This is a genomic window from Deinococcus malanensis, from assembly GCF_014647655.1.
Taxonomy (GTDB): Bacteria; Deinococcota; Deinococci; order Deinococcales; family Deinococcaceae; genus Deinococcus; species Deinococcus malanensis.
The window spans coordinates 128,803-147,306 of sequence record NZ_BMPP01000005.1 but is presented as its reverse complement, the minus strand read 5'-3'; the positions used below and the strand labels follow the sequence as shown (position 1 = coordinate 147,306).

Below are 18,504 nucleotides of genomic sequence, written 5' to 3'. Positions count from 1 at the left end.
GAAAAACCTCGTCTCAGACGAGGCTTAATTGGTGGGCGGTATAGGACTTGAACCTACGACCTCTCGCGTGTGAAGCGAATGCTCTACCACTGAGCTAACCGCCCTGATATTGGTGGGCCCTGCCGGATTTGAACCGGCAACCAATCGGTTATGAGCCGACTGCTCTGACCGTTGAGCTAAGAGCCCTGCCAGAAGCAGACCCAACTCTTGGGCGAGGGGAAGTGTATCAATGCGCCCGGGGGTTGTCAAACCGGCGTATTGTCGCGGTATGCGTGTGCTGCATGTGACGTCGGAGGTCTTTCCGTTCTCGCGTTCAGGAGGGTTGGGCGACGTTCTGGGTGCGCTGCCTGCGGTACAGGGCCTACTTGGCGCCCAGGTCAGCGTGCTCTCTCCCTGGTATGGGTCGCTGGCCGGCACGCCTGAGCAGATCTGGGCCGGCGACGTGGCGGCCGTCGGCCCGGTCCGGGTCGGCGAGATCCGGCAGGATGGCGTGCGCTTTCTGTTCCTGGGCCTGCCGGAGTTCGAGCGCGAAGGGCTGTACCACCCGGACGATGTGTGGCGCTTCTGCGCCTTCGGCCGGACAGCGCTGCCGGTGCTGCGTGCCCTGAACGAAATTCCCGACGTGCTGCACGGCCACGACTGGCAGGCCGGTCTGGTGGTCGCCCACGCCCATGAGGCCGGTTGGCGCAGCGTGTACACTGTGCACAACCTGCAGTATCAGGGCCGCTGGAATCTGGCCGAGGCGCGGAACTGGAGCGGCCTGGGCCCGGAATGGCTGACCCATGAGGGCGCCGAATTTTACGGCGACCTGAACCTGATGAAGGCCGGGTTGATCGCTGCGGATCACGTGACCACGGTCAGCCCCCAGTACGCCCGGGAAATCACGACCCAGCAGTACGGCGAAGGACTCGAAGGGGTGCTGCTGCGCCTGACGCTAGAAGGCCGGCTCAGTGGCATCATCAACGGTCTGGACCAGGAGCGCTGGAACCCGCGCACGGACCCGGATGTGCCGGTCTACAGCGATCTGGCTGGCAAGGCCGCCGCCACGCAGGCGCTGCGTACCGAATTCGGTCTGGATCAGGCCCCGATTCTGGGAATCGTCAGCCGACTGGCCGACCAGAAAGGCATGGACCTGCTGATCGAGGCCCTGCCCCGGCTAGTCCACGACTGGAATGTGGTGGTCCTGGGCGGCGGCGACCCCCTGCTGACCGCAGCCCTGGAGGGCTGGGCCCAGCACCCCCATGTCAGCTTCGCGCAGGGCATGAACGAGGCCCTGGCCCACCGGATCTACGCTGGCTCAGACGCCTTTGCCATGCCCAGCCGCTTTGAGCCTTGCGGGCTGTCGCAGATGATTGCCATGCGCTACGGCACCCTGCCGGTGGTGCGCGAAACGGGTGGGCTGGTGGACACGGTTCCGCCAGACGTGGGCTTCCGCTTTGGGCCGGCCACACCTCAGGCATTGGTCGAGGCCTGCCAGGAGGCGCACGCCGCATTCGAGGACCGCACCGGCTGGGCCGAACGCGTCGCGCGTGGGATGGCCCTGGATTTCAGCTGGGACGGCCCGGCGCGTGACTATCTTGCCCTGTACGAGCGGGTGCTGAAGGCCTGAGCGTCAGGATGTCAAAAATTGGATCAGCGCGGCGTTAAATGCCGCCGGCTGATCGAGGTTGGACAGGTGCGCCGCCCCAGGCAGAACCCTGAGCTCACCGCGCCCGGCCTGCGCGATCTCCTGGGCACGGTCGGGAGGGGTGATCTGGTCATCGCTCCCGACCAGCACCAGCAGGGGGACCTGGAGGGCTTCCAGGGTCTGCCGCTGGTCCTGCCGCGCGGCCATGGCACGTAGGGCCCCGGCGATGCCTGGGCGGGAGGCCGCGCCGATCATCGGCTTGATCCGTTCAAACGTTGCCGGGGCATGCTCGTCACGGGCCAGCTCCAGCAGGAACTCAGGACCCTCGCGCAGGACACGCTCGGCCTGGGCAAGGCGGTCAGCCTGCTTTTCGGGTGGGTCGGCGCGGCAGGTGGTGTCGGCCAGGACCGCATGGCTGAAGCGCCCCGGAGCCTGGGCCAGCATTTCCAGGGCAAGGTAGCCGCCCATGCTGAGTCCAACCAGCGCCAGCGGCTCGTCCGGCAGGGTCTGAAGCAGCTCGCGGGCCGTGTCTTGCAGGCTGGTCATCTGGCCGTCACGGCCTCCAAAGCCCGGCAGGTCAGGCTTCAGGACCCGCAGCCCGGCGTCTCCCAGGGCCCTGGCCTGTTCGTCCCACATGGAGGCGGACAGTGGGTACGCGTGCAGCATCAGGACAGTCGAGGGTCGTGGCATGGCTGCAGGCTAGGAGATCGGGCGGCCCCATGGCCTTGAGCCTCCCTTCAGGCCGGCTGGAGGAAAGAAAAACCCACCTGGAGGTCGCTGGCCGGACGCGCGCGTCCCGAGCCTGTGAACCTCCGAGGAGGACCGCGAGATTACAGCCTGACACCCCGCCAGACATTCACATCCTCCAGTTCCTGGGTACTGATCTCGTGGCCCATGTTGTATTCACGACAGCTCAGCTGCACGCCAAGTTCAGTCGGCAGGGCCTGACGGGCGCGCCCATGATGAATGCCCCGCTTGAAATCCCCGGTGCCGTGCGCCACGAAGACCGGTAGCTGATCCCGCCTGCCGGGGGCTGAAAGTACGGCCGGACTTCGGGCAGGATGCGGCTGCTGAGTATCACCAGCCCCACCACCAGATCGGGTCTGGACAGCGCGACACTCGCACGGATGATCGCCCCCTGCGAATAGCCAAGCTCGAACACCCTGCCGGGGTCAAGATCATGCTGCCGCACCAGCACCAGCAGAAAATTAATCAGGATCTGACGGCTGGCCTCTGCCTCGTGCAGCACGATCACGGGCTCCGGCAGGAATGGCACGCGGAAAAAGCCGTAGGAGCCGGAGCGGATTTCAGGGGAGCACACACTGATCATCGTCAGGCGCGGAACTGGCCTGGGCGCCAGGGCCAGCAGGCTGGTCTCGTCGACGCCTGCGCCATGCAACAGCACCAGAGCCGGGCAGGCCCCCGGCTCTGAGGTGGGTGAACAGTGGTGGTCAGCTCCGCTCCTCCGCGCCTGGCCGTCACCCGCCGCCTGTTCCTGTGAAGTTCCCTACCGCAAAGCTCAGGCGGTTCGCCGACGGGTCACGCACCTCGAGACCGTCAGCCCTCTGCGTAAAAGCTACGCCGGCCGCCTGCAGCCGCTGCGCTAGATGCTCCAGATCGGAAGCGGCAAGCAGCTGAAGGTGCATGCCCTCCAGCCGGGCGCTGCCTTCCGGGGCGGGCGCCCCTCCTTCGCTCTGCCAGGTATTCAGGCCAAGGTGATGGTGGTACCCACCGACTGAGATGAACAGGGCGCCGGGCCAGCGGGCCACGACGTCAAAACCCAGCACCTGCCGGTAAAAAGATTCCGTGGCGGCAAGGTCGCCCACGCGCAGGTGAACATGGCCCATTACGGTGCCGTCAGGTAGCCCGTCGAACGGCCGCTCGGCCCCGGGCTCCGAAAGCAGCCCCGGAATATCGATAGGATCGCTGGCCATCCGGACCTGATCCAGGTCCCACTGCCACTCGCTGCGGGGGCGGTCGCGGTAGACCTCGATGCCATGACCATCCGGGTCACTGAGATAAAAAGCCTCGCTGACCAGATGGTCGCTCTGCCCAACGCGCAGGCCCAGCTTGGCGACGTGCCGCACCCAGCGGCCCAGGTCGGCGCGGGTGGGCAGCAGCACCGCGAAGTGATACAGGCCGCTTGAGCCTGCAGGCGCAGGTCGCGCTCCGGGGCGGCCGGTGAGTTGTAGCAGCGGCAGGGCACCAGCACCGAGCGTGGCCGTTCCGGGCTGCTGTTCAAGGACCGCCATGCCCAGCACCTGCTGGTAAAAGGCGACGCTTCGTTCCAGGTCACTCACACTGAGGTCGACTGGGCCCAGGGTCAGCTGTTTGGGAAGGCGATCAGGAGGAAGGGAAAGCTGAGGCTGCGTCATATGGCGGACCTCCGGTGCACGGGGCGGGACGAGTTGAGCGTTCTTCCCTGGGCGTGGGGCAGTGACGGCAGGTTACTGGTGACGGGCGAGCACGTGGTCCAGAGCGTAGCGGCCCGCGCCACTCAGCGCGAGGGCCACCGTTGCCGCCACCAGGGCGAGGGGGAATTCCATGCCGCCCGCGCCCAGAAAGCCGGCGGGCAGGTGCACAAGTACCAGGGCACTCAGCATTACCAGGGCCAGCAGCCCTGCGACAGGCCGGGTCAGGAGCCCGGCGACCAGGGCCACACCACCCAGAAGTTCCAGCGTGGCCACCAGAGGCGCGACCAGCCCGGGAAGCGGTACGCCCATCTGGGTAAAGGCCTGCGTGGTTCCAGGCAAGGTGTAAAGAAAGAATTTCTGGAAGCCGTGGGCGATAAAGATCGCGCCAATCGCCACCCGCAGCAGCGCCAGTGCGAGGTCGATACGGTGGGCAGTCGGAAGGGAAGCAGTGGTCCGGGTGGTCATGGGTGTCTCCTTGCTTGAGATGATTGTCGAGGGAACGATTGCTGTTTGAACAGATAGTTCAGCGAAGTGAGCCTTCAAGAATGAATATCTATACCTGGCCTGGAGCAGACGCCTCGGCCAGAAGGTCCAGCAGCTGTTGCAGGCGCTGCGCACCCAGGTGACCGAACTGACGGTGATGCAGTTCTTCCAGGGGATCGTCAAGCTCCCCAACCACACGCAGGCCCTTCCCGGAGATACGGGTGGACCACGCGCCGGTCGTGATCGCTGCGCAAACGCTCAACCAGCTCCTGTTTTTCCATACGGTCAAGCAGCCGGGTGACATCGGGGTCCTTGTTGATCAGCCGCGCGCCAATCTCCCCACAGGTCAGGCCCTGCTCGCCGGAACCGCGCAGAATGCGCAACACGTTGAACTGGGTGATGCTGAGCCCCGCGGCTTTCAGCATCACCTCTGACTCGTCACGCATGCGCGTGGCCAGAAGTTGCAACGCCAGATACTCCTCGTGCTCCAGGCGGGTAGAAGAGCTGGACTGTTGGGGAACCGAAGGCGTGGGCATGACAGGTCTCCTGAGGATCAGATCGAGCTGGGTACAGCTTACTCGTGATCACGACTATTGTCAAGAGGAATATCTCTCCTGATGTAGTCCTGGGAGTGAAGGCGTCTCTGCCGGCGCCGCAATACTCCTGTTCCTCCAAGGCCCCTGCTAGGCTCCGGGAGTGACGTTCACCCTCTCCCCTGTCCGTCCCGAGGAGCTTCCTCCCGTCTTTGCCGCCCTGTACGGCGCGCCTCAGGAGGCAGTGGCCTGGATGGCAGATGAACTTGAAGCCGCCTGGATCGCCCACGGAGAAGAAGGCGAGGTCTTGGGAGCGGTGGGGCTGCGTCCCAGCCCGGCTCACGGCTCGGAGGTGGTGGGCGGGGCGCTGTTCGGCCTGCACGCCCTGCAGGTCGCCTCGGCCCTGGCCCTGCAGGCCCGGCAGGACGGGGGGCCGGTCTACGCTTTCGCGGACGGCGGCATGCTGAGTGCCCGGGCGCTGGAGGCCGCTGGTTACCGCGAGGTGGCTGCCTACCGCCTGCTGGCCGGCCCCACCCCACAGGAAGCTGCTGCGCTGCCCGGCGGCCTGACGCTGCACTCCCTGTCCGAGGTGCCGGATATCGCCATCCGCCTGGACGCCCTGGGCACGTACGAGGACCGGATCGGTCACCACGCCGTGATCCCTCAGGCGGCTGCGGACGACGCCGGTGGCTTTGACCCCACCCTCAGCCTGATTGCGCTGGACGAACAGGGCCACGCCGCCGGAATCTGCCGCGCCGCGCCGGAAGAAGGGTACGTGCGCATCGACGCGCCAGGGGTTCGTCAGGACCTGCGCGCGACCAGCCTGCGTGCGGCGCTGCTGCTGGGGGTCTGCGCTTTGGCCCGCGACCGGGGCTTCGAGCACGTCAGCGTCGAGAGCTGGGGAGACACGGCAGAGGAACTGGCCGCAGATCTGCAGCTGGGACTGGGCGTGGAAATTGAAAATCCCATCTACGCTGCAGGCTGATGGCTCCTGGCGCCGGGCAGGATAGGATCAGGTACGTGAATCTCGCGGTGGTCCTGGTCTCTCCGAAAACGCCCGGCAATGTGGGGGCAGCAGCGCGCGCCATGCTGAACATGGGGGCCAGCGATCTGCGTATCGTGGCCCCACGCTGCGACTATCTGGATTCGCAGGCGCTGGCCATGGCTGTGCACGCCGCCGACCTGCTGCGGGGCGCCCGGGTGTTTCCCACGCTGCGCGAGGCCCTGAGCGACCGCGACCTCAGCGTGGGAACCAGCGCCCGCCTGCGCGCCGACCTGCCCGCCCCGCGGCATCCTGCGCTGGTCCGGCCGCTGGTACGGCAGGCGGCGGCGCCCGCCCTGGTGTTCGGCCCCGAGGAAACCGGCCTGATCAACAGCGACCTGGAGCAGTGCCAGGTCACGGTCCGCATTCCGACCGGTGACTACGCCAGCCTGAACCTCTCGCAGGCCGTGCTGCTGGTCTGCTACGAGTTCCTGCAGGGTCAGGACGAACCCCCGCCGATCAGCCGCAAGACCGCCACCCGTGAGGAAATGGAAGCCATGTATGGCCACCTTCAGGAAACCATGCACCTGATCGGCTACACCGACGCGGTGCGGGCCCGGCACACCCTGCGCCTGTGGCGCGCCCTGCTGGACCGCGGCCTGATGAGCAGCGCGGAGAGCCGACTGTTCCGCGGCTTTCTGCGGCAGGTCAGGTGGAAGGTGGAAGACGCCGCTGCGCGGGGCACCACGGCGGCGCGCTCCGGGGCTGCCGACGCCGCACCTGCACACGAGGACTGAAGCAGGTGTCCGTGTCCACGCTGTGAGAGGTGTGACGGCGCTGATGAGCCGCGCTCCGTATGCTGGGGGGGTGCCCGAGTCCCCTGCCCTGCCCGCCGCGTTGCCCGTCACGCCCCCGCCTGCCCCGGCGGGAGGCCAGCTGTCGGACCGCGTGCGGCTGGTGCGCAATGTCCTGCCGCCCCTGATTCTGCTGGTGGTCGTGGTGGTCGAGGCCCTGATCCTGCAGTTGCGGGACCAGACCCTGGAGATCTGGGCGCACCTGCTTTTTTACGGCCTTCTGGGGCCTGCCGTGACGTTTTTCAGTGTGGAATGGATCGCGGAGGGCACCCGCGCCCGGGAACGCGCCGAGCGGGAACTGCGGGTGCTGTATGGGCAACTCTCCGCCTCGCATGAGCGGCTGCGGGCCGTGCAGGAACTGATGCGTGACCTGACCGACGCCCCCGACATGGGCGCGGTGGTGGAAGTGGCGGCGCGCGGCGCGGTGCGCGTGACCGGCGCGACCCACGCCACCCTGAGCGTCCCGGGAGGGCTGAGCGGCACCGCACGCGGCCAGACGCTGCTGGCCACCCCTGGGGCCGAGCTGCACCCCCTGACGGTCAGCATTCCCGGGGGCGGCGCCCTGGCACTACATTTCGAGCTGCCGCCCGCCCCGGAGACCGAAGCGCTGGCCCACGCCCTGGCGGCCGAGGTGGCCAATGGAGTCGAGGCCGCGCGTCAGCGCACCCTGGACCTGATGACGCTCTACAGCGTGGACCAGAGCATCCGTGCCGAGCGCAACATGCGCCGGCTACTTTCCAGGGTCACCCGCATCATGGCCGAGCGGCTGGGCACTGAGGCCCGCGCGGTGTATCTGAGCGACCAGGACGGCGTCCTGCGGCTGGAGTACGCCCAGGACCGCCGGGGTGAGTCCGGCGGCGGCAACCCGGCACCCACCTTCGCGCAGCGCGTGGCCAGTGCTGGCACGCCGCTGCTGGCCGAAGGCACCGAGGCGTCGGAGGTGTTTCCCGAAGCCCAGCGCGTCCTGGGGCTGCCCATGCGCGACGAGGACGGACTGGTCGGCGTCCTGATGCTCGGAGACGGCCAGAACCAGGCGTTTGACGAGGCGCGGGTCCCGCTGCTGGCCCTGATGGCAGGGCAGGCCACCCTCGCAGTGCGCAACGCACGTGCCCACGTGTATTCCGAGGAACTGGCCATCAGCGACGAGCGCGCCCGGATCGCCCGTGAAATTCACGACAGCGTGGCGCAGTCGCTGGCTTTTGCGGCGCTGAAGCTGGACATCGTCACCCGCCAGATGCACCGCGACCCCGTGCAGGCCGAGGCGGAGGTCCGTGCAGCCTCCGCGTTGCTGCGCGAGCAGATCCGCGAGGTCAGGCGCAGCATCTTTGCGCTGCGTCCTATTGATCTGGAACGCTACGGCCTGCTGGAAACCGTGCGCCGTTATGTCGAGGACTTCGGCGAGCAGAACAGCCTCAGAGCCACCCTGACCGTGACCGGAGACGTTCATCTGTCGCCCAGCGACGAGGCGGTGGTCTTCCGGCTGCTTCAGGAGAGCCTCAACAACGTGGCCAAACACGCCCAGGCCAGCGAGGTACGGGTCAGCCTCCACGGCGGAGCCCACCTGACCCTGCGGGTTCAGGACAACGGCGTGGGCTTCAACCTTGAGCAGATCAGCGGCCGGGTCAGCAGCGCTGGCGGGCTGGGCCTGCTGCAGATGCGCGAAAGGGTCGAAGCGCGCGGGGGCCATTACCGGGTCCTGTCCTCGCCGGACCACGGCACGCTGGTCGAAGCCGAGATGCCCCAGGCCTGATTTTCCTATCTGGCTGCTTCCAGCCGAATCCGTGTCCTGAGCCCGACCAGAGCTCTATGCCTGGCAGCCTTCCAGGTAGAGAAGCTCAGCCACTTCCTTGACACGCTGCTGATCTGTCACAGATGGCTGGACCGTCGCCGCCTTCACCGGAACTTCACACCCAGCCCGGCAGCGCCTACTTCACCCGGCCTGACAAAGCTCTTGCATTGCTCTGGATAAATAGAAAGACCAGGGAAGGGTCCTCACTGTCTTCAAACGCTGACTTAACATTTGCAATTAACATCCGCCGTAACATTTTCATGTGAATGGAAATTTTGTCACTTTTCGGATGCCTAGACAACAAGAAATTGAATCTTTTCTCATGCGTGCTACAACCACCCAGTCGGCAAAACATAGTTCCACATGAAGTTTCTGCATCCCACCCGGAGGTTCAGATGAAGACACCTATTGTTTTGAGCACGATTGGACTCAGCCTGCTGTTGGCCGCCTGCGGACAGCCCAGCACCCCCAGCGCCAGCACCCCCAGTGAGGCCTCCCAGGCCAGCACCGCCACCCCCATCCTGGGCACCAGCAACCCCGAAGCCATCCCGGGGCAATACATCGTCGTGTTCCACGACGACGCAGCCAGCCTCAGCGCCCAGGATGCAGGTGGCCTGATCAGCAGCCTGAAGCTCGACCCGCAGGGCGTCACGGTGCAGCACATCTACAGCCAGGCCCTCAGCGGCTTTGCGGCCAAGCTCAGCGCCCAGAACCTGGCAGCGCTGCAGGCTGACCCGCGCGTCAAGTACATCGAGCAGGACGGCATGATGCACGCCACCGCCACCCAGAACTACGCCACATGGGGCCTGGACCGCATCGACCAACGCAGCCTGCCCCTGAGCGGCACCTACACGTACAGCACCACCGCCAGCGGTGTAAAGGTGTACATCATCGACACCGGCATCAACACCTCGCACACCGACTTCGGCGGGCGTGCGGTGTGGGGGACCAACACCACCGGCGACGGCAACAACACTGACTGCCAGGGACACGGTACCCACGTGGCCGGCACGGTAGGCGCAAACACCTGGGGCGTGGCCAAGGCCACCCGCCTGATCGCGGTCAAGGTGCTGAACTGCAGCGGATCCGGCACCAACTCCGGCGTGATCGCCGGTGTGAACTGGGCAGTGAGCAACAAGGGCAGCTCGACCGCCGTGGCCAATATGAGCCTGGGTGGCGGCTACAGCCAGGCAGTCAATGACGCCGTCAACAGTGCAGCCAGCAAGAACTTGGTGATGGTGGTCGCCGCCGGCAACGAGAACCAGAACGCCTGCAACGTCTCCCCTGCCAGCGCCGCCAACGCCATCACGGTCGGCAGCACCACCAACACCGACGCCCGCAGCAGCTTCTCGAACTACGGGTCCTGCCTGGATATTTTCGCGCCGGGCAGCAACATCAAGAGCACCTGGATCGGCAGCACCACCGCCACCAACACCATCAGCGGAACCAGCATGGCCTCCCCGCACGTGGCAGGTGCCGCCGCGATCCGCATCGCCAAGGGCAACACGACCACCAGCTCGGTCACCGGCGCCATCATCAACAACGCCACCACCGGCAAGGTCACCAGCGCCGGCACCGGCAGCCCCAACCGCCTGCTGTACTCCTTCTGAACAGCGCATTTTTAAGATAGAGAGGGCCCGAATAACGGGCCCTCTCTGTTTGGTTGGTACATGGCCTGGGACCGCCGGTAGCCGCAGAGGCAAGTCGGGAAAAACAGGACTGTGCCCGCCCCTCAAACCAGCTGGACGTAGACCACAGAGAGCCCTGATCACCTGCCTTCCCGCTGAAGCTGTTCCGAGATGTTCGATAACCGGGTCAGAATCCCCTGTTCAGTTCAGGACCCGCCGTCCAGGCACGTCCAGTACAAAGGCAGGAATGGGTACCTGTGCGCGGACGTCCCAGGCGTCCTGCATCACGTAATGCCCGCTCATGCGCCCCGGCGTGGCTTCCAGGGTCACAAAGGAATCGTAGACAAAAGCGCCCCCGGGTGGCAGCACCGGCTGCTCTCCGACCACGCCCTCGCCGTCCACGCTGGTGTGGCGTCCCGTGGCGTCCAGGATGTCCCAGTGCCGGGCAAGCAGCTTCCAGGTCTGGTCGCTGTGGTTTTCAATCCGAATGACATAGGTGAACACCTGACGGCCCTCACGGCTTCGCGGGCCCAGATGCTGGACCTCCACATTGACGCGAATGTCGGGTTCAGGACTGTCCGGCTCAGGGACGTCGGGAAACTGGGTCATGCGGCCAGTTTACGGGCAGGCTGCACGGGCGCAAGTCAGCCGGCAGTAGACTCGGGCGAATGAGCGAAATCAACCAGGACTTTCTGTTTGCCCTGCTGCGCGAGGCCGCACCCAGCGGTTTCGAGCGCCGGGCCGCCGACGTGTGGCTCAAAGAAGCCGCCACCTTTGCCCGGACCAGTGAGGACCACTACGGCAACGTATACGCCGAACTGGGCCCGGAGGGTGCCCCGGCGATTATCCTGACCGGCCACCTGGACGAGATCGGCCTGATGGTCAGCCACGTGAACGACCAGGGCTTCCTGCATGTGCTGCCGCTGGGCGGCTGGGACCCGCAGGTGCTGGTCGGTCAGCGTGTGCGCCTGCTTGCCCCGGAGGGTGACCTGATCGGGGTGATCGGCAAAAAAGCCATTCACGTGATGGATGAGGACGACCGTAGCAAAGCCAGCAAGCTTGAGGATCTGTGGATTGACGTAGATATGACGGCCGAGGACGCCCGAAATCGCATTCCGGTAGGCACGGTCGCGGTGATTGAACAACCGACTGTGATGGTCGGGAACAAGATCGTCAGCCGGGCGCTGGACAACCGGGTGGGCGGATTCATTGTGCTCGAAGCCCTGCGCGCGCTCAAAGACGTGGACCTGAAGCACCGCATCGTGGCAGTGGGCACCAGCCAGGAGGAGATCGGCTCGTACGGCAGCAAGACCGCCGCCCACCGGATGCGGCCTATCGCCGGCGTGGCGGTGGATGTCACGCACGAGACGACCCAGCCTGGCGTGAAGGCCGAGAAGTACGGCGTGGTGCCGTTTGGCAGCGGCGCGAACCTCACGGTGGGCGCCATGGTCAGCCCGGTGATTTTCCGGCAGATGAAAGAAGCTGCCGAGCGCGAGGGTATTCCCTACAGCGTCTCGGCCAGCCCCCGCCTGACTTTCACGGACGCGGACACCATGATGCTCTCGCGTGAAGGTGTGCCCGGGGCCGTGGTCAGCATTCCCAACCGCTACATGCACAGCCCCAACGAGATGGTCGATGCCAGAGATGTCAAAGCCTGCATTGACATTATCGTGGCGTGGGTACGCGGCCTGGAGGAAGGCAGCAGTTTCCTGCGGTAAAGCCAGGAGCAGGCAGAAGGGCGCCCGTCATGGATGACTGGCGCCCTTCTTGCGCTCAGGCCGGTTGAGCTTCTGTCAGGACCGCCCCTGCGTCTAGGACCTCGTCAGGTACGCCCTCCAGCGCTGCCCGCACGACCTCCAACCCGGTGCCCTCGCGGTGGCCCTGTTCCGACAGGGTGCGTTTCCAGTGGCGTGCTCCAGGCTGACCGGCAAACAGACCCAGGGTGTGCTTCATCATGCGGTTCAGGGGTTGGCCAGCAGACAGCTGCCCCGCGACGTAGGGCAGGAACGCTTCGATGGCCCCGCGGCGGGTGACCGGAACGCCTGACTCCCCAAAAATGTCCTGATCTGCCGTGGCCAATAGGAATGGGGTCTGGTAGGCGGCGCGGCCGATCATGACGCCGTCTGCCCAGCTCAGCGCGCGCCGGGTCTGCGCCAGGTCCAGTACGCCGCCGTTGAGGACCACTGTCAGGTGCGGGAAGTCGGCCTTGAGCTGCTCGACCACCTCATACCGCAGCGGCGGAATTTCCCGGTTCTCCTTGGGAGACAGGCCTGAAAGCCAGGCCTTGCGGGCGTGCACGATGAAGGTCTGGCAACCCGCAGCCTCCACTGTCCGCACAAAGTGGGTCAGGTGCTCGTAGCTGTCAAGATCGTCAATACCGATACGGTGCTTGACCGTCACCGGCAGGCCGGTGGCGCCGCGCATGGCCTCCACCGCGCGGGCCACCACGTCCGGCGCACCCATCAGGCAGGCACCGAACGAGCCGCTGCTGACCCGGTCACTGGGGCAGCCACAATTGAGGTTGACCTCGTCGTAGCCGTAGTCCTCGGCCATGCGGGTGCACTCAGCCAGGGCTGCTGGGTCACTGCCGCCCAGTTGCAGGGCCACCGGGTGCTCTACACGGTCAAATCCCAGGTGGCGATCGCGGTCGCCGTGCAGAATGGCGCCGGTGGTGACCATCTCGGTGTACAGCAGCGTGCGGCGGGTAAGGGTGCGGTGAAACACCCGGCAGTGCCGGTCCGTCCAGTCCATCATGGGCGCCACACTCAGCCGGTGAGGGGGCAGGGTCCGGGAGGGGCGGGAGGCGGCAGACATAGACTCGGCAGTTTACGGCACAGGTCTGGTGCCACACCAGCGACAGACACCCCAATCGCAACAGAGACCGCACGGCACAAGACGCTGGCGGTCTGGGCCGGTTCAGCTCATGGGTTACCCTGGCTTCCTCGCGCCAGCGCCGGGCACGGGCTTCCTGTTCGGCCAGAAGTAATCGCGTCAGTGATTCGTCCATCGCCGCAGCCTGAGGCCAGGCTGCTGGAAATGCACGCACGACATTCAAGCAGCAGAATGTCAGACTGGCCTCATGCCCGCTGCACCCCCGACCGCCGCAACGGTCACCTCGTCGGCGCTGGCAGCGTTTCTGCTCAGTCCCGCTTCTCAACCGTTGATCAGTGCTTTCCTAGGTCAGGAATGCACCGTCAGCGACGCGGCGGCGTTGACTGGGGTCAGCGTCAACACCACGTCCAAACGGGTGCAGCGTCTGCTGGCTCTCGGTTTCCTTGTTCATGGACAAGGGACCCGGCGGGCCGGACGTCAGGTGCCCACTTACCATTCGGCTGCCGCCAGCTATTTCATTCCCTACGATCTCGCCCCCACGATACGCAGGAGGCCCAGCAGGAAGAATTGGAGTGGGCCGGCGCTGCCGAGTTCGCCCGCAATGTGGCGCGGGCCCGGTTGAGGGCCACGAGTAGTTACGGGCGTCACATGCAGCGCCGCAACGACGGCGCAGTGGATTTCCTCTCCGCGCTGGGTCCAGGTCAGTTGCTGCCCCCGGACCATCCCGAACTGGGTCCGTTGTTTACCCTGTGTGAGCCGGAAATCTGGTTCAGTGCTGACGATGCCCGGGCCCTGGAACAGGAACTCCGGGAACTGTACAGCCGTTATGGTCAGCGCCAGGGTCCCCGCCCCTACCTGCTGAAGCTAGGCATTGTCGAAAAGGTGTCGTCAGCGATCTGAAGTCTGGGTCCCGGCATCGAACGTCGTGCCACTTCCATCCCGGTCCAGGGTGTCGCCCTGCGGGACCTCGCTGCCCTGTCCGGCCTGGTCCCCTGCCGTGTCGATACCGGTACGAACGTACTGTTCAGCATCCCCGGCGCGCTCGCTCATGTTATTGCCGGCGTCCTCGGGCAGGCCGCCCTGACGGTCTTTGGGATCGTGGGTCATAGCGACACTTTCGGGCGCCAGCCGGTGCGGGTGGTGAGGGAACGATGGAGCTTCACTGGCCAATGGGTCTTAGTAAGGCAGGAAACGGGCTGCCATGCGGATAAAAGACCAGGAACCCATTCGGATGGCCCAGGGCGAGCCGTTCACTTGGTCCCGCAGACCTGAAATGCAGGAAAAACTGGAATAAGGACGATCGCTGCGAAAGCCACATCCCCAACGCTGGAACGGAAGCCAGACCGGAACAGCACCTCCACTCCACGAGAAGCAGCGCCGTGCGACAACACTCGCAGAAGCAAACGTGTAATCCAGAAGTGTGCATTCTGCCTGCTCTGCTGCGGGGCGCTGTGGGTCCCTTCTGGCCGGGCCGAACCCTGAATCCGTGACAGAACCCAGCCGGAATGCGTATTAGTTCACAGCGAGCCGGCAGGGTTTACACTCGCTTATGGAAACCGTGAAAGCGGCGTCCCATCCTCCGGCCGTTTCCCTGTATGGCCGGACGCGTGAGCTGCAATCCATCCTGCTGATGTTGCGCAGCGGCACGCGGATCGTGACCCTCCGTGGCCCTGGAGGCATCGGCAAAACGGCCCTGGCCTGCCTTGTGGCGCATCAGGTCCAGGCTGAATACGACGACGTTTTCTTCGTCGATCTGTCTGCTGTCCGGGAGCCACAACAGGTTCTTGGAACCGTGGCGGCCACCTTGCCTGCCCCAGAGCGCCTGGAGACCGCGCTCTCCACCCTTGCACGGGCTGTGGGGGGGCGGCGGGTCCTGCTGATTCTGGATAATTTCGAACAGGTGCTGGGGGCTGCAGGCGACCTGCCTGAGTTGCTGGCCAGAGCGGAGAGCCTGCAGCTGCTGGTCACCAGCCGGGCCGCACTGGGCCTGCATGATGAGTCCGAATACCCTCTGGAGCCACTGCCTCTCCCTGCACGCGGCAAGCCGCTGGAGGACAGCCCGGCAGTAGCCCTGTTCGTTCACCGGGCCCGGGCCGTCCAGCCGGAATTCACGCTGTCGGACGAGAACGCCCGGGACGTGGTTGCCCTGGTCAAGGCGCTTGAGGGTGTACCGCTGGCCATCGAGCTGGCCGCTGCGCGGCTGCGGAGCTTCACGCTGCGCGACCTCAGAAGCAGGCTCGATCATCCCCTGGCCTTTCTGAAAGCCGACTTCCGTGACCGTCCGGAGCGGCTGCGTTCTCTGCGGGCCGCCGTGCAGTGGAGTTACGACCTGCTGAGCCAGGAGGACCGGGAGGTTCTGGAATGCTGCGCCCTGTTCAAGGGCAGCTTCACCCCGGAGGCCCTGGTGGTGGTATGGGGCGGCCCGGACGTGTTGGACAGGGCCGAAGCGCTGCTGGAACAGAGTTTCCTGCAGCGGGTCTCCGGCCCGGCCACCCGCTGGAAGATGCTGCAGCCCCTGAGGGAGCTTGCTCTGGAGCACCTGGCTTCAAGCAGCCGCGCCGACGCCTGGCGCGAGCGGCACTCGCGGCACTACCTTTCGGTGCTGCCACAGCCCGGCCATGGAGCGCCGGGCACGCCCGAGGACGTCCGCGAGCGGTACCTCCCGGATTACCTCAATATGCGCGCCGGTCTGGTCTGGGCGATCAACCATCAGCAGGCTGAACTGTCATTGCGGTATCTCGGGGGCATCCACCTGATCTGGGTTCCCTTCGGCTACTTTCAGGAAGGTCTGCAACTGTGCCGGCGCGTTCTGGAACTCCCGGCGGACCAGCACAGGCATCTGCGGCCCAGAGCGCTGCACACCATGATGGAATGCCTGCTTCCCACCGGCGACACCGAAGCCTTCACCAGCTGCGCGCGGGAGCTGCTGGAGGTGAGCTTGGAGCAGAGAAACGTACTGCAGGAGTTGTACGGTCACCTGGGGCTGGCCATTGGTGAGCACTGGCGGGGCCACAATGCCGAATCTGTGCGCACGAATCAGAACCTGATCCGGCGGTGCAGCGAACTGCTGGCCCTGCCCCCGGGGAAGCGGCCAGCGGCCATCACGGACGCCCTGCTGCATCAGGTGTGCAACAACGCGCTGAACAATGCCACCTTCGGCCTGCTTGAACTGGGCGAGTATGAACTGGCTCTCCAGTACGCCAATGACAGCCTTGCCAAAGCCCGGCAAGCCGGTATCTCCACCCATCTGGCCCACCACGACATCGTCGGCAATGCCCTGTGCCACCTGGGGCACTACCGTGAAGCGGCCGAGGCTTATCTTGTTAGCCTGAAATTTGCGCTGGAAAAAGAGTTCCCGCCCCTGATTTCCATCAATGCCAGGGGGCTTGCGCTGGTCATGATGAGGGTCGGCCGACCCGAACTGGCTGTCCGGTTTTTTGGCGCTGGCTGGCGAATGGGACCTGCTGGCGCGGGACGTTATATGGAAGCGTTGTACAGCCGCGCCACCGCTGAGTTGCGCGAGCAGCTGGGCAAGAAATCCTTTGAAAGTGAGTGGAATGCGGGTCAGCATCTGCCCCTGACCACCCTCGGGGACGCCGCGTTCGCATTCGCACGTTCCCTGCAGACGGCGCCTGAGAGGAAAGCAGACCCATTCAGCGCTGTCCCGGAAACGCCTGCACCCGCCGAGCTGACCGGCCGTGAGCTGGAAGTTCTGGCCCTGCTGGTTCAGGGACACCCCGACCGGCGGATTGCCAAGCTCCTGAACATCAGTCCCGGAACCGTCAGCAAGCATGTCGGGAGCATGCTGGGCAAACTGGGGCTGCGCAACCGCGTGGAGCTTGCCCGCTGGGCCATCGAACGCCATATGTACGAGTGACCTGACCCATAGGGAACCACCGTGCTTCGTGGCCTGAACCCGTGTGGAAGGCAGGCATCTGCGGAACAGGCCGGAGCAGGATGCTTCCCGCTGCCGGAAAGACAGGTCCGTCTTCCAGCAGAACCGGTGACCTGCAGCCCCGGCGCAGGAAGCGGGCAAGCTGTGTGCTCCGATAGGCAGCTCTGGAATGCCGCTCGGCTGCGCACGGCAACGCAGCGTCATGCGACCGTTTTCGGCGTGCAGTTCGGCTGGGACAGGATCTCAGCAATAGCGAAAGTTCTGGCCAGACGTCACCCCCCCAATTCTGTCAGGGGTCACATCTCCCTACCCCCCCGAGCACTGGCGATGCCCCGAAGGAGGCCGTCCGACTACCGTATGGCATCGGACCAGCCAGGAGCCGTCCTGATGGTCGCGGTCCGCCCCGCGTTCTGAGCTCTCACCCGCACAAGGAGTGTCTGTATGCGCGCCGAATTCGACCCGACCCTGAACGGTGGCCTGGACAAACTGAACCGCTATCACCGCGAGGCCGCTACCGAAGCGGCGCTCAGGGCAGGGACTGTTCGGCAGACCATCAGCCTGTCGGTGCGGGTGCGTGCGGCCGTGCGTCAGATCCGTCAGCTGCTTCATCTGCCGGTGGCTGCGGCCCCTACCATGGACAACTCCGGGTGACGGTCCTGCGTGGGCCTGCCTGTCCCAGGCTGCCCGGCCAACTTTGACCCATACGCGCAGGCCTGGCCCCCATGGCTCGGTACAGCGGGCCAGCTGCCAGTGCCGGTGCAGAAAAGGGGCGTTGGCTCTGGCTCATGGACCGAATGCAAGGAAGACGTGATGGTTCCGGCACCACTTGCCGGATGCGTAGAGCGCCACACGGACGGCAACGTTCCGCGGCGGCCAGACGAGGAGAACCCGGATGACAGGAACATTGGAGCAGACCCAATCCATGGCCACCAGAGAATTCATGGGACGGTACGCGCAGGCGTTGCAGGGGCCGAAAACCCCGGAACGGCTCAACGAACTGATTGCGGACGACACGCTTCTCAGGCACATCGCAGAAGCCGAAGCGGCACTTCCCGGATACACCATTGATGTGGAAGATCTGGTCATCGAGGGTAGCAAGGCTGTGCTGCGCGGTCGACTTTGCGGCGTGCAACGCGGCGAGTTTCATGGCGTACCACCGACCGGACGGGAGGTGAATGTGCCGATCTTCGTGATGTATGACGTGCAGAACGGCCGAATCACGCGGCACTGGATGATGCTCGATACCCTGGCCATGATGCAGCAGCTTGGTGTGGTCAGCGCATAGGGCGGCCAGCTGGACGCTCAGCAGCTGCGGCCGTCCAGTGGTCAGCTGACCAGACCTGCAGTCAACAAGGGCAGTCTGCAAGGCCAGGACACCGCGTTGACTTTCCCTTCGCAGGGTCCCGGCTTACTGATCTGAGCGTAAGTCGGTAGCATTCCTGACGCCGAAAGTATCCCTCTGAAGGG

18 protein-coding genes, 2 tRNA genes and 1 pseudogene are annotated in these 18,504 nt (G+C 65.3%); 10 read left to right on the top strand and 11 right to left on the bottom strand.

The window, feature by feature from the left end; all coding sequences use genetic code 11:
* Positions 1-29: 29 nt before the first annotated feature.
* Together IEY49_RS07595 and IEY49_RS07590 are read right to left on the bottom strand one after the other, a co-directional pair.
* Positions 30-104, bottom strand: a tRNA-Val gene (locus IEY49_RS07595).
* A gap of 6 nt (positions 105-110) precedes the next feature.
* A tRNA-Ile gene (locus IEY49_RS07590) sits at positions 111-186 on the bottom strand.
* Between the two features lie 82 nt (positions 187-268).
* Between IEY49_RS07590 and IEY49_RS07585 the strand changes: the two genes are divergently transcribed.
* Positions 269-1,609 (top strand): glycogen synthase, encoded by a 1,341-nt coding sequence (locus tag IEY49_RS07585; protein ID WP_189006154.1) that lies wholly within the window; start codon positions 269-271, stop codon positions 1,607-1,609.
* 3 nt (positions 1,610-1,612) lie between these two features.
* Here IEY49_RS07585 and IEY49_RS07580 read toward each other — a convergent pair whose 3' ends face one another.
* The 6 genes from IEY49_RS07580 to IEY49_RS07560 all read right to left on the bottom strand — a co-directional run bounded on the left by IEY49_RS07580 (position 1,613) and on the right by IEY49_RS07560 (position 5,060).
* Positions 1,613-2,317, bottom strand: coding sequence for an alpha/beta fold hydrolase (locus IEY49_RS07580; RefSeq protein WP_189006151.1), 705 nt, complete (start codon positions 2,315-2,317; stop codon positions 1,613-1,615).
* A gap of 223 nt (positions 2,318-2,540) precedes the next feature.
* Positions 2,541-3,032: an alpha/beta hydrolase gene (locus tag IEY49_RS07575; RefSeq protein ID WP_189006148.1), complete on the bottom strand. Its 492-nt coding sequence runs from the start codon at positions 3,030-3,032 to the stop codon at positions 2,541-2,543.
* Between the two features lie 73 nt (positions 3,033-3,105).
* Entirely contained in the window at positions 3,106-4,002 is an 897-nt protein-coding gene (locus IEY49_RS07570; protein WP_189006145.1) for a VOC family protein, read from the bottom strand.
* 72 nt (positions 4,003-4,074) lie between these two features.
* A complete protein-coding gene (locus IEY49_RS07565; RefSeq protein WP_189006143.1) occupies positions 4,075-4,506 on the bottom strand; it encodes a DoxX family protein in 432 nt (143 codons plus the stop codon).
* Between the two features lie 88 nt (positions 4,507-4,594).
* Positions 4,595-4,720: a hypothetical protein gene (locus IEY49_RS21655; RefSeq protein WP_268239011.1), complete on the bottom strand. Its 126-nt coding sequence runs from the start codon at positions 4,718-4,720 to the stop codon at positions 4,595-4,597.
* Positions 4,704-5,060 (bottom strand): MarR family winged helix-turn-helix transcriptional regulator, encoded by a 357-nt coding sequence (locus tag IEY49_RS07560; RefSeq protein WP_229780691.1) that lies wholly within the window; start codon positions 5,058-5,060, stop codon positions 4,704-4,706. Before IEY49_RS07560 ends, IEY49_RS21655 begins: the two co-directional genes overlap by 17 nt.
* A 160-nt stretch (positions 5,061-5,220) precedes the next feature.
* Between IEY49_RS07560 and IEY49_RS07555 the strand changes: the two genes are divergently transcribed.
* From IEY49_RS07555 to IEY49_RS07540, 4 genes and pseudogenes are all read left to right on the top strand, one after another.
* Positions 5,221-6,042 carry a hypothetical protein gene (locus IEY49_RS07555; protein WP_189006140.1) on the top strand — a complete coding sequence of 274 codons (822 nt, stop codon included), beginning with the start codon at positions 5,221-5,223 and terminating at the stop codon, positions 6,040-6,042.
* Positions 6,043-6,077: 35 nt separating this feature from the next.
* Positions 6,078-6,836, top strand: a complete 759-nt coding sequence (locus IEY49_RS07550) for an RNA methyltransferase (RefSeq protein ID WP_189006137.1) — start codon at positions 6,078-6,080, stop codon at positions 6,834-6,836.
* Positions 6,837-6,906: 70 nt separating this feature from the next.
* The gene (locus IEY49_RS07545; RefSeq protein ID WP_373291870.1) at positions 6,907-8,643 is read left to right on the top strand and encodes a GAF domain-containing sensor histidine kinase; all 1,737 of its coding nucleotides are present in this window, start codon (positions 6,907-6,909) and stop codon (positions 8,641-8,643) included.
* Positions 8,644-9,077: 434 nt separating this feature from the next.
* Positions 9,078-10,286: pseudogene (locus IEY49_RS07540) on the top strand (S8 family peptidase); the annotation flags it as partial.
* A gap of 225 nt (positions 10,287-10,511) precedes the next feature.
* Here the strand turns inward: IEY49_RS07540 and apaG are convergent.
* Entirely contained in the window at positions 10,512-10,919 is a 408-nt protein-coding gene (apaG, locus tag IEY49_RS07535; protein ID WP_189006131.1) for a Co2+/Mg2+ efflux facilitator ApaG/CorD, read from the bottom strand.
* Positions 10,920-10,978: 59 nt separating this feature from the next.
* Here apaG and IEY49_RS07530 point away from each other — a divergent pair, with 59 nt between their 5' ends.
* The gene (locus tag IEY49_RS07530) at positions 10,979-12,028 is read left to right on the top strand and encodes a M20/M25/M40 family metallo-hydrolase (RefSeq protein ID WP_189006128.1); all 1,050 of its coding nucleotides are present in this window, start codon (positions 10,979-10,981) and stop codon (positions 12,026-12,028) included.
* A 55-nt stretch (positions 12,029-12,083) separates the two neighbouring features.
* Here the strand turns inward: IEY49_RS07530 and dusA are convergent, their stop codons facing one another.
* Positions 12,084-13,124: a tRNA dihydrouridine(20/20a) synthase DusA gene (gene dusA / locus IEY49_RS07525; RefSeq protein WP_189006126.1), complete on the bottom strand. Its 1,041-nt coding sequence runs from the start codon at positions 13,122-13,124 to the stop codon at positions 12,084-12,086.
* A gap of 585 nt (positions 13,125-13,709) precedes the next feature.
* On the opposite strand from dusA, the gene IEY49_RS07520 reads away from it, so the two are divergent.
* Positions 13,710-14,042 (top strand): hypothetical protein, encoded by a 333-nt coding sequence (locus IEY49_RS07520; RefSeq protein ID WP_189006124.1) that lies wholly within the window; start codon positions 13,710-13,712, stop codon positions 14,040-14,042.
* Here IEY49_RS07520 and IEY49_RS07515 read toward each other — a convergent pair.
* Positions 14,031-14,249, bottom strand: coding sequence for a hypothetical protein (locus IEY49_RS07515; protein WP_189006122.1), 219 nt, complete (start codon positions 14,247-14,249; stop codon positions 14,031-14,033). The two genes, IEY49_RS07520 and IEY49_RS07515, sit on opposite strands and share 12 nt — an antisense overlap.
* A 442-nt stretch (positions 14,250-14,691) precedes the next feature.
* Here IEY49_RS07515 and IEY49_RS07510 point away from each other — a divergent pair, with 442 nt between their 5' ends.
* The 3 genes from IEY49_RS07510 (at position 14,692) to IEY49_RS07500 (ending at position 18,322) form a co-directional block, all read left to right on the top strand.
* On the top strand, positions 14,692-17,019 hold the full coding sequence (locus IEY49_RS07510) for a LuxR C-terminal-related transcriptional regulator (protein WP_189006120.1): 2,328 nt from the start codon (positions 14,692-14,694) through the stop codon (positions 17,017-17,019).
* Between the two features lie 459 nt (positions 17,020-17,478).
* A complete protein-coding gene (locus IEY49_RS07505) occupies positions 17,479-17,688 on the top strand; it encodes a hypothetical protein (protein ID WP_189006118.1) in 210 nt (69 codons plus the stop codon).
* Between the two features lie 241 nt (positions 17,689-17,929).
* Complete coding sequence (locus tag IEY49_RS07500; RefSeq protein WP_189006116.1) at positions 17,930-18,322, top strand: ester cyclase; 393 nt, start codon at positions 17,930-17,932, stop codon at positions 18,320-18,322.
* Positions 18,323-18,504 lie beyond the last annotated feature (182 nt).

Bases quoted from the DNA above. Each gene is read 5' to 3' on its own strand.
- IEY49_RS07560 (WP_229780691.1), bottom strand. From the start codon at position 5,060: ATGCCCACGCCTTCGGTTCCCCAACAGTCCAGCTCTTCTACCCGCCTG.
- IEY49_RS07580 (WP_189006151.1), bottom strand. From the start codon at position 2,317: ATGCCACGACCCTCGACTGTCCTGATGCTGCACGCGTACCCACTGTCC.
- IEY49_RS07570 (WP_189006145.1), bottom strand. From the start codon at position 4,002: ATGACGCAGCCTCAGCTTTCCCTTCCTCCTGATCGCCTTCCCAAACAG.
- apaG (WP_189006131.1), bottom strand. From the start codon at position 10,919: ATGACCCAGTTTCCCGACGTCCCTGAGCCGGACAGTCCTGAACCCGAC.
- IEY49_RS07510 (WP_189006120.1), top strand. From the start codon at position 14,692: ATGGAAACCGTGAAAGCGGCGTCCCATCCTCCGGCCGTTTCCCTGTAT.
- dusA (WP_189006126.1), bottom strand. From the start codon at position 13,124: ATGTCTGCCGCCTCCCGCCCCTCCCGGACCCTGCCCCCTCACCGGCTG.
- IEY49_RS07530 (WP_189006128.1), top strand. From the start codon at position 10,979: ATGAGCGAAATCAACCAGGACTTTCTGTTTGCCCTGCTGCGCGAGGCC.
- IEY49_RS07585 (WP_189006154.1), top strand. From the start codon at position 269: ATGCGTGTGCTGCATGTGACGTCGGAGGTCTTTCCGTTCTCGCGTTCA.
- IEY49_RS07500 (WP_189006116.1), top strand. From the start codon at position 17,930: ATGACAGGAACATTGGAGCAGACCCAATCCATGGCCACCAGAGAATTC.
- IEY49_RS07565 (WP_189006143.1), bottom strand. From the start codon at position 4,506: ATGACCACCCGGACCACTGCTTCCCTTCCGACTGCCCACCGTATCGAC.
- IEY49_RS07505 (WP_189006118.1), top strand. From the start codon at position 17,479: ATGCGCGCCGAATTCGACCCGACCCTGAACGGTGGCCTGGACAAACTG.
- IEY49_RS07515 (WP_189006122.1), bottom strand. From the start codon at position 14,249: ATGACCCACGATCCCAAAGACCGTCAGGGCGGCCTGCCCGAGGACGCC.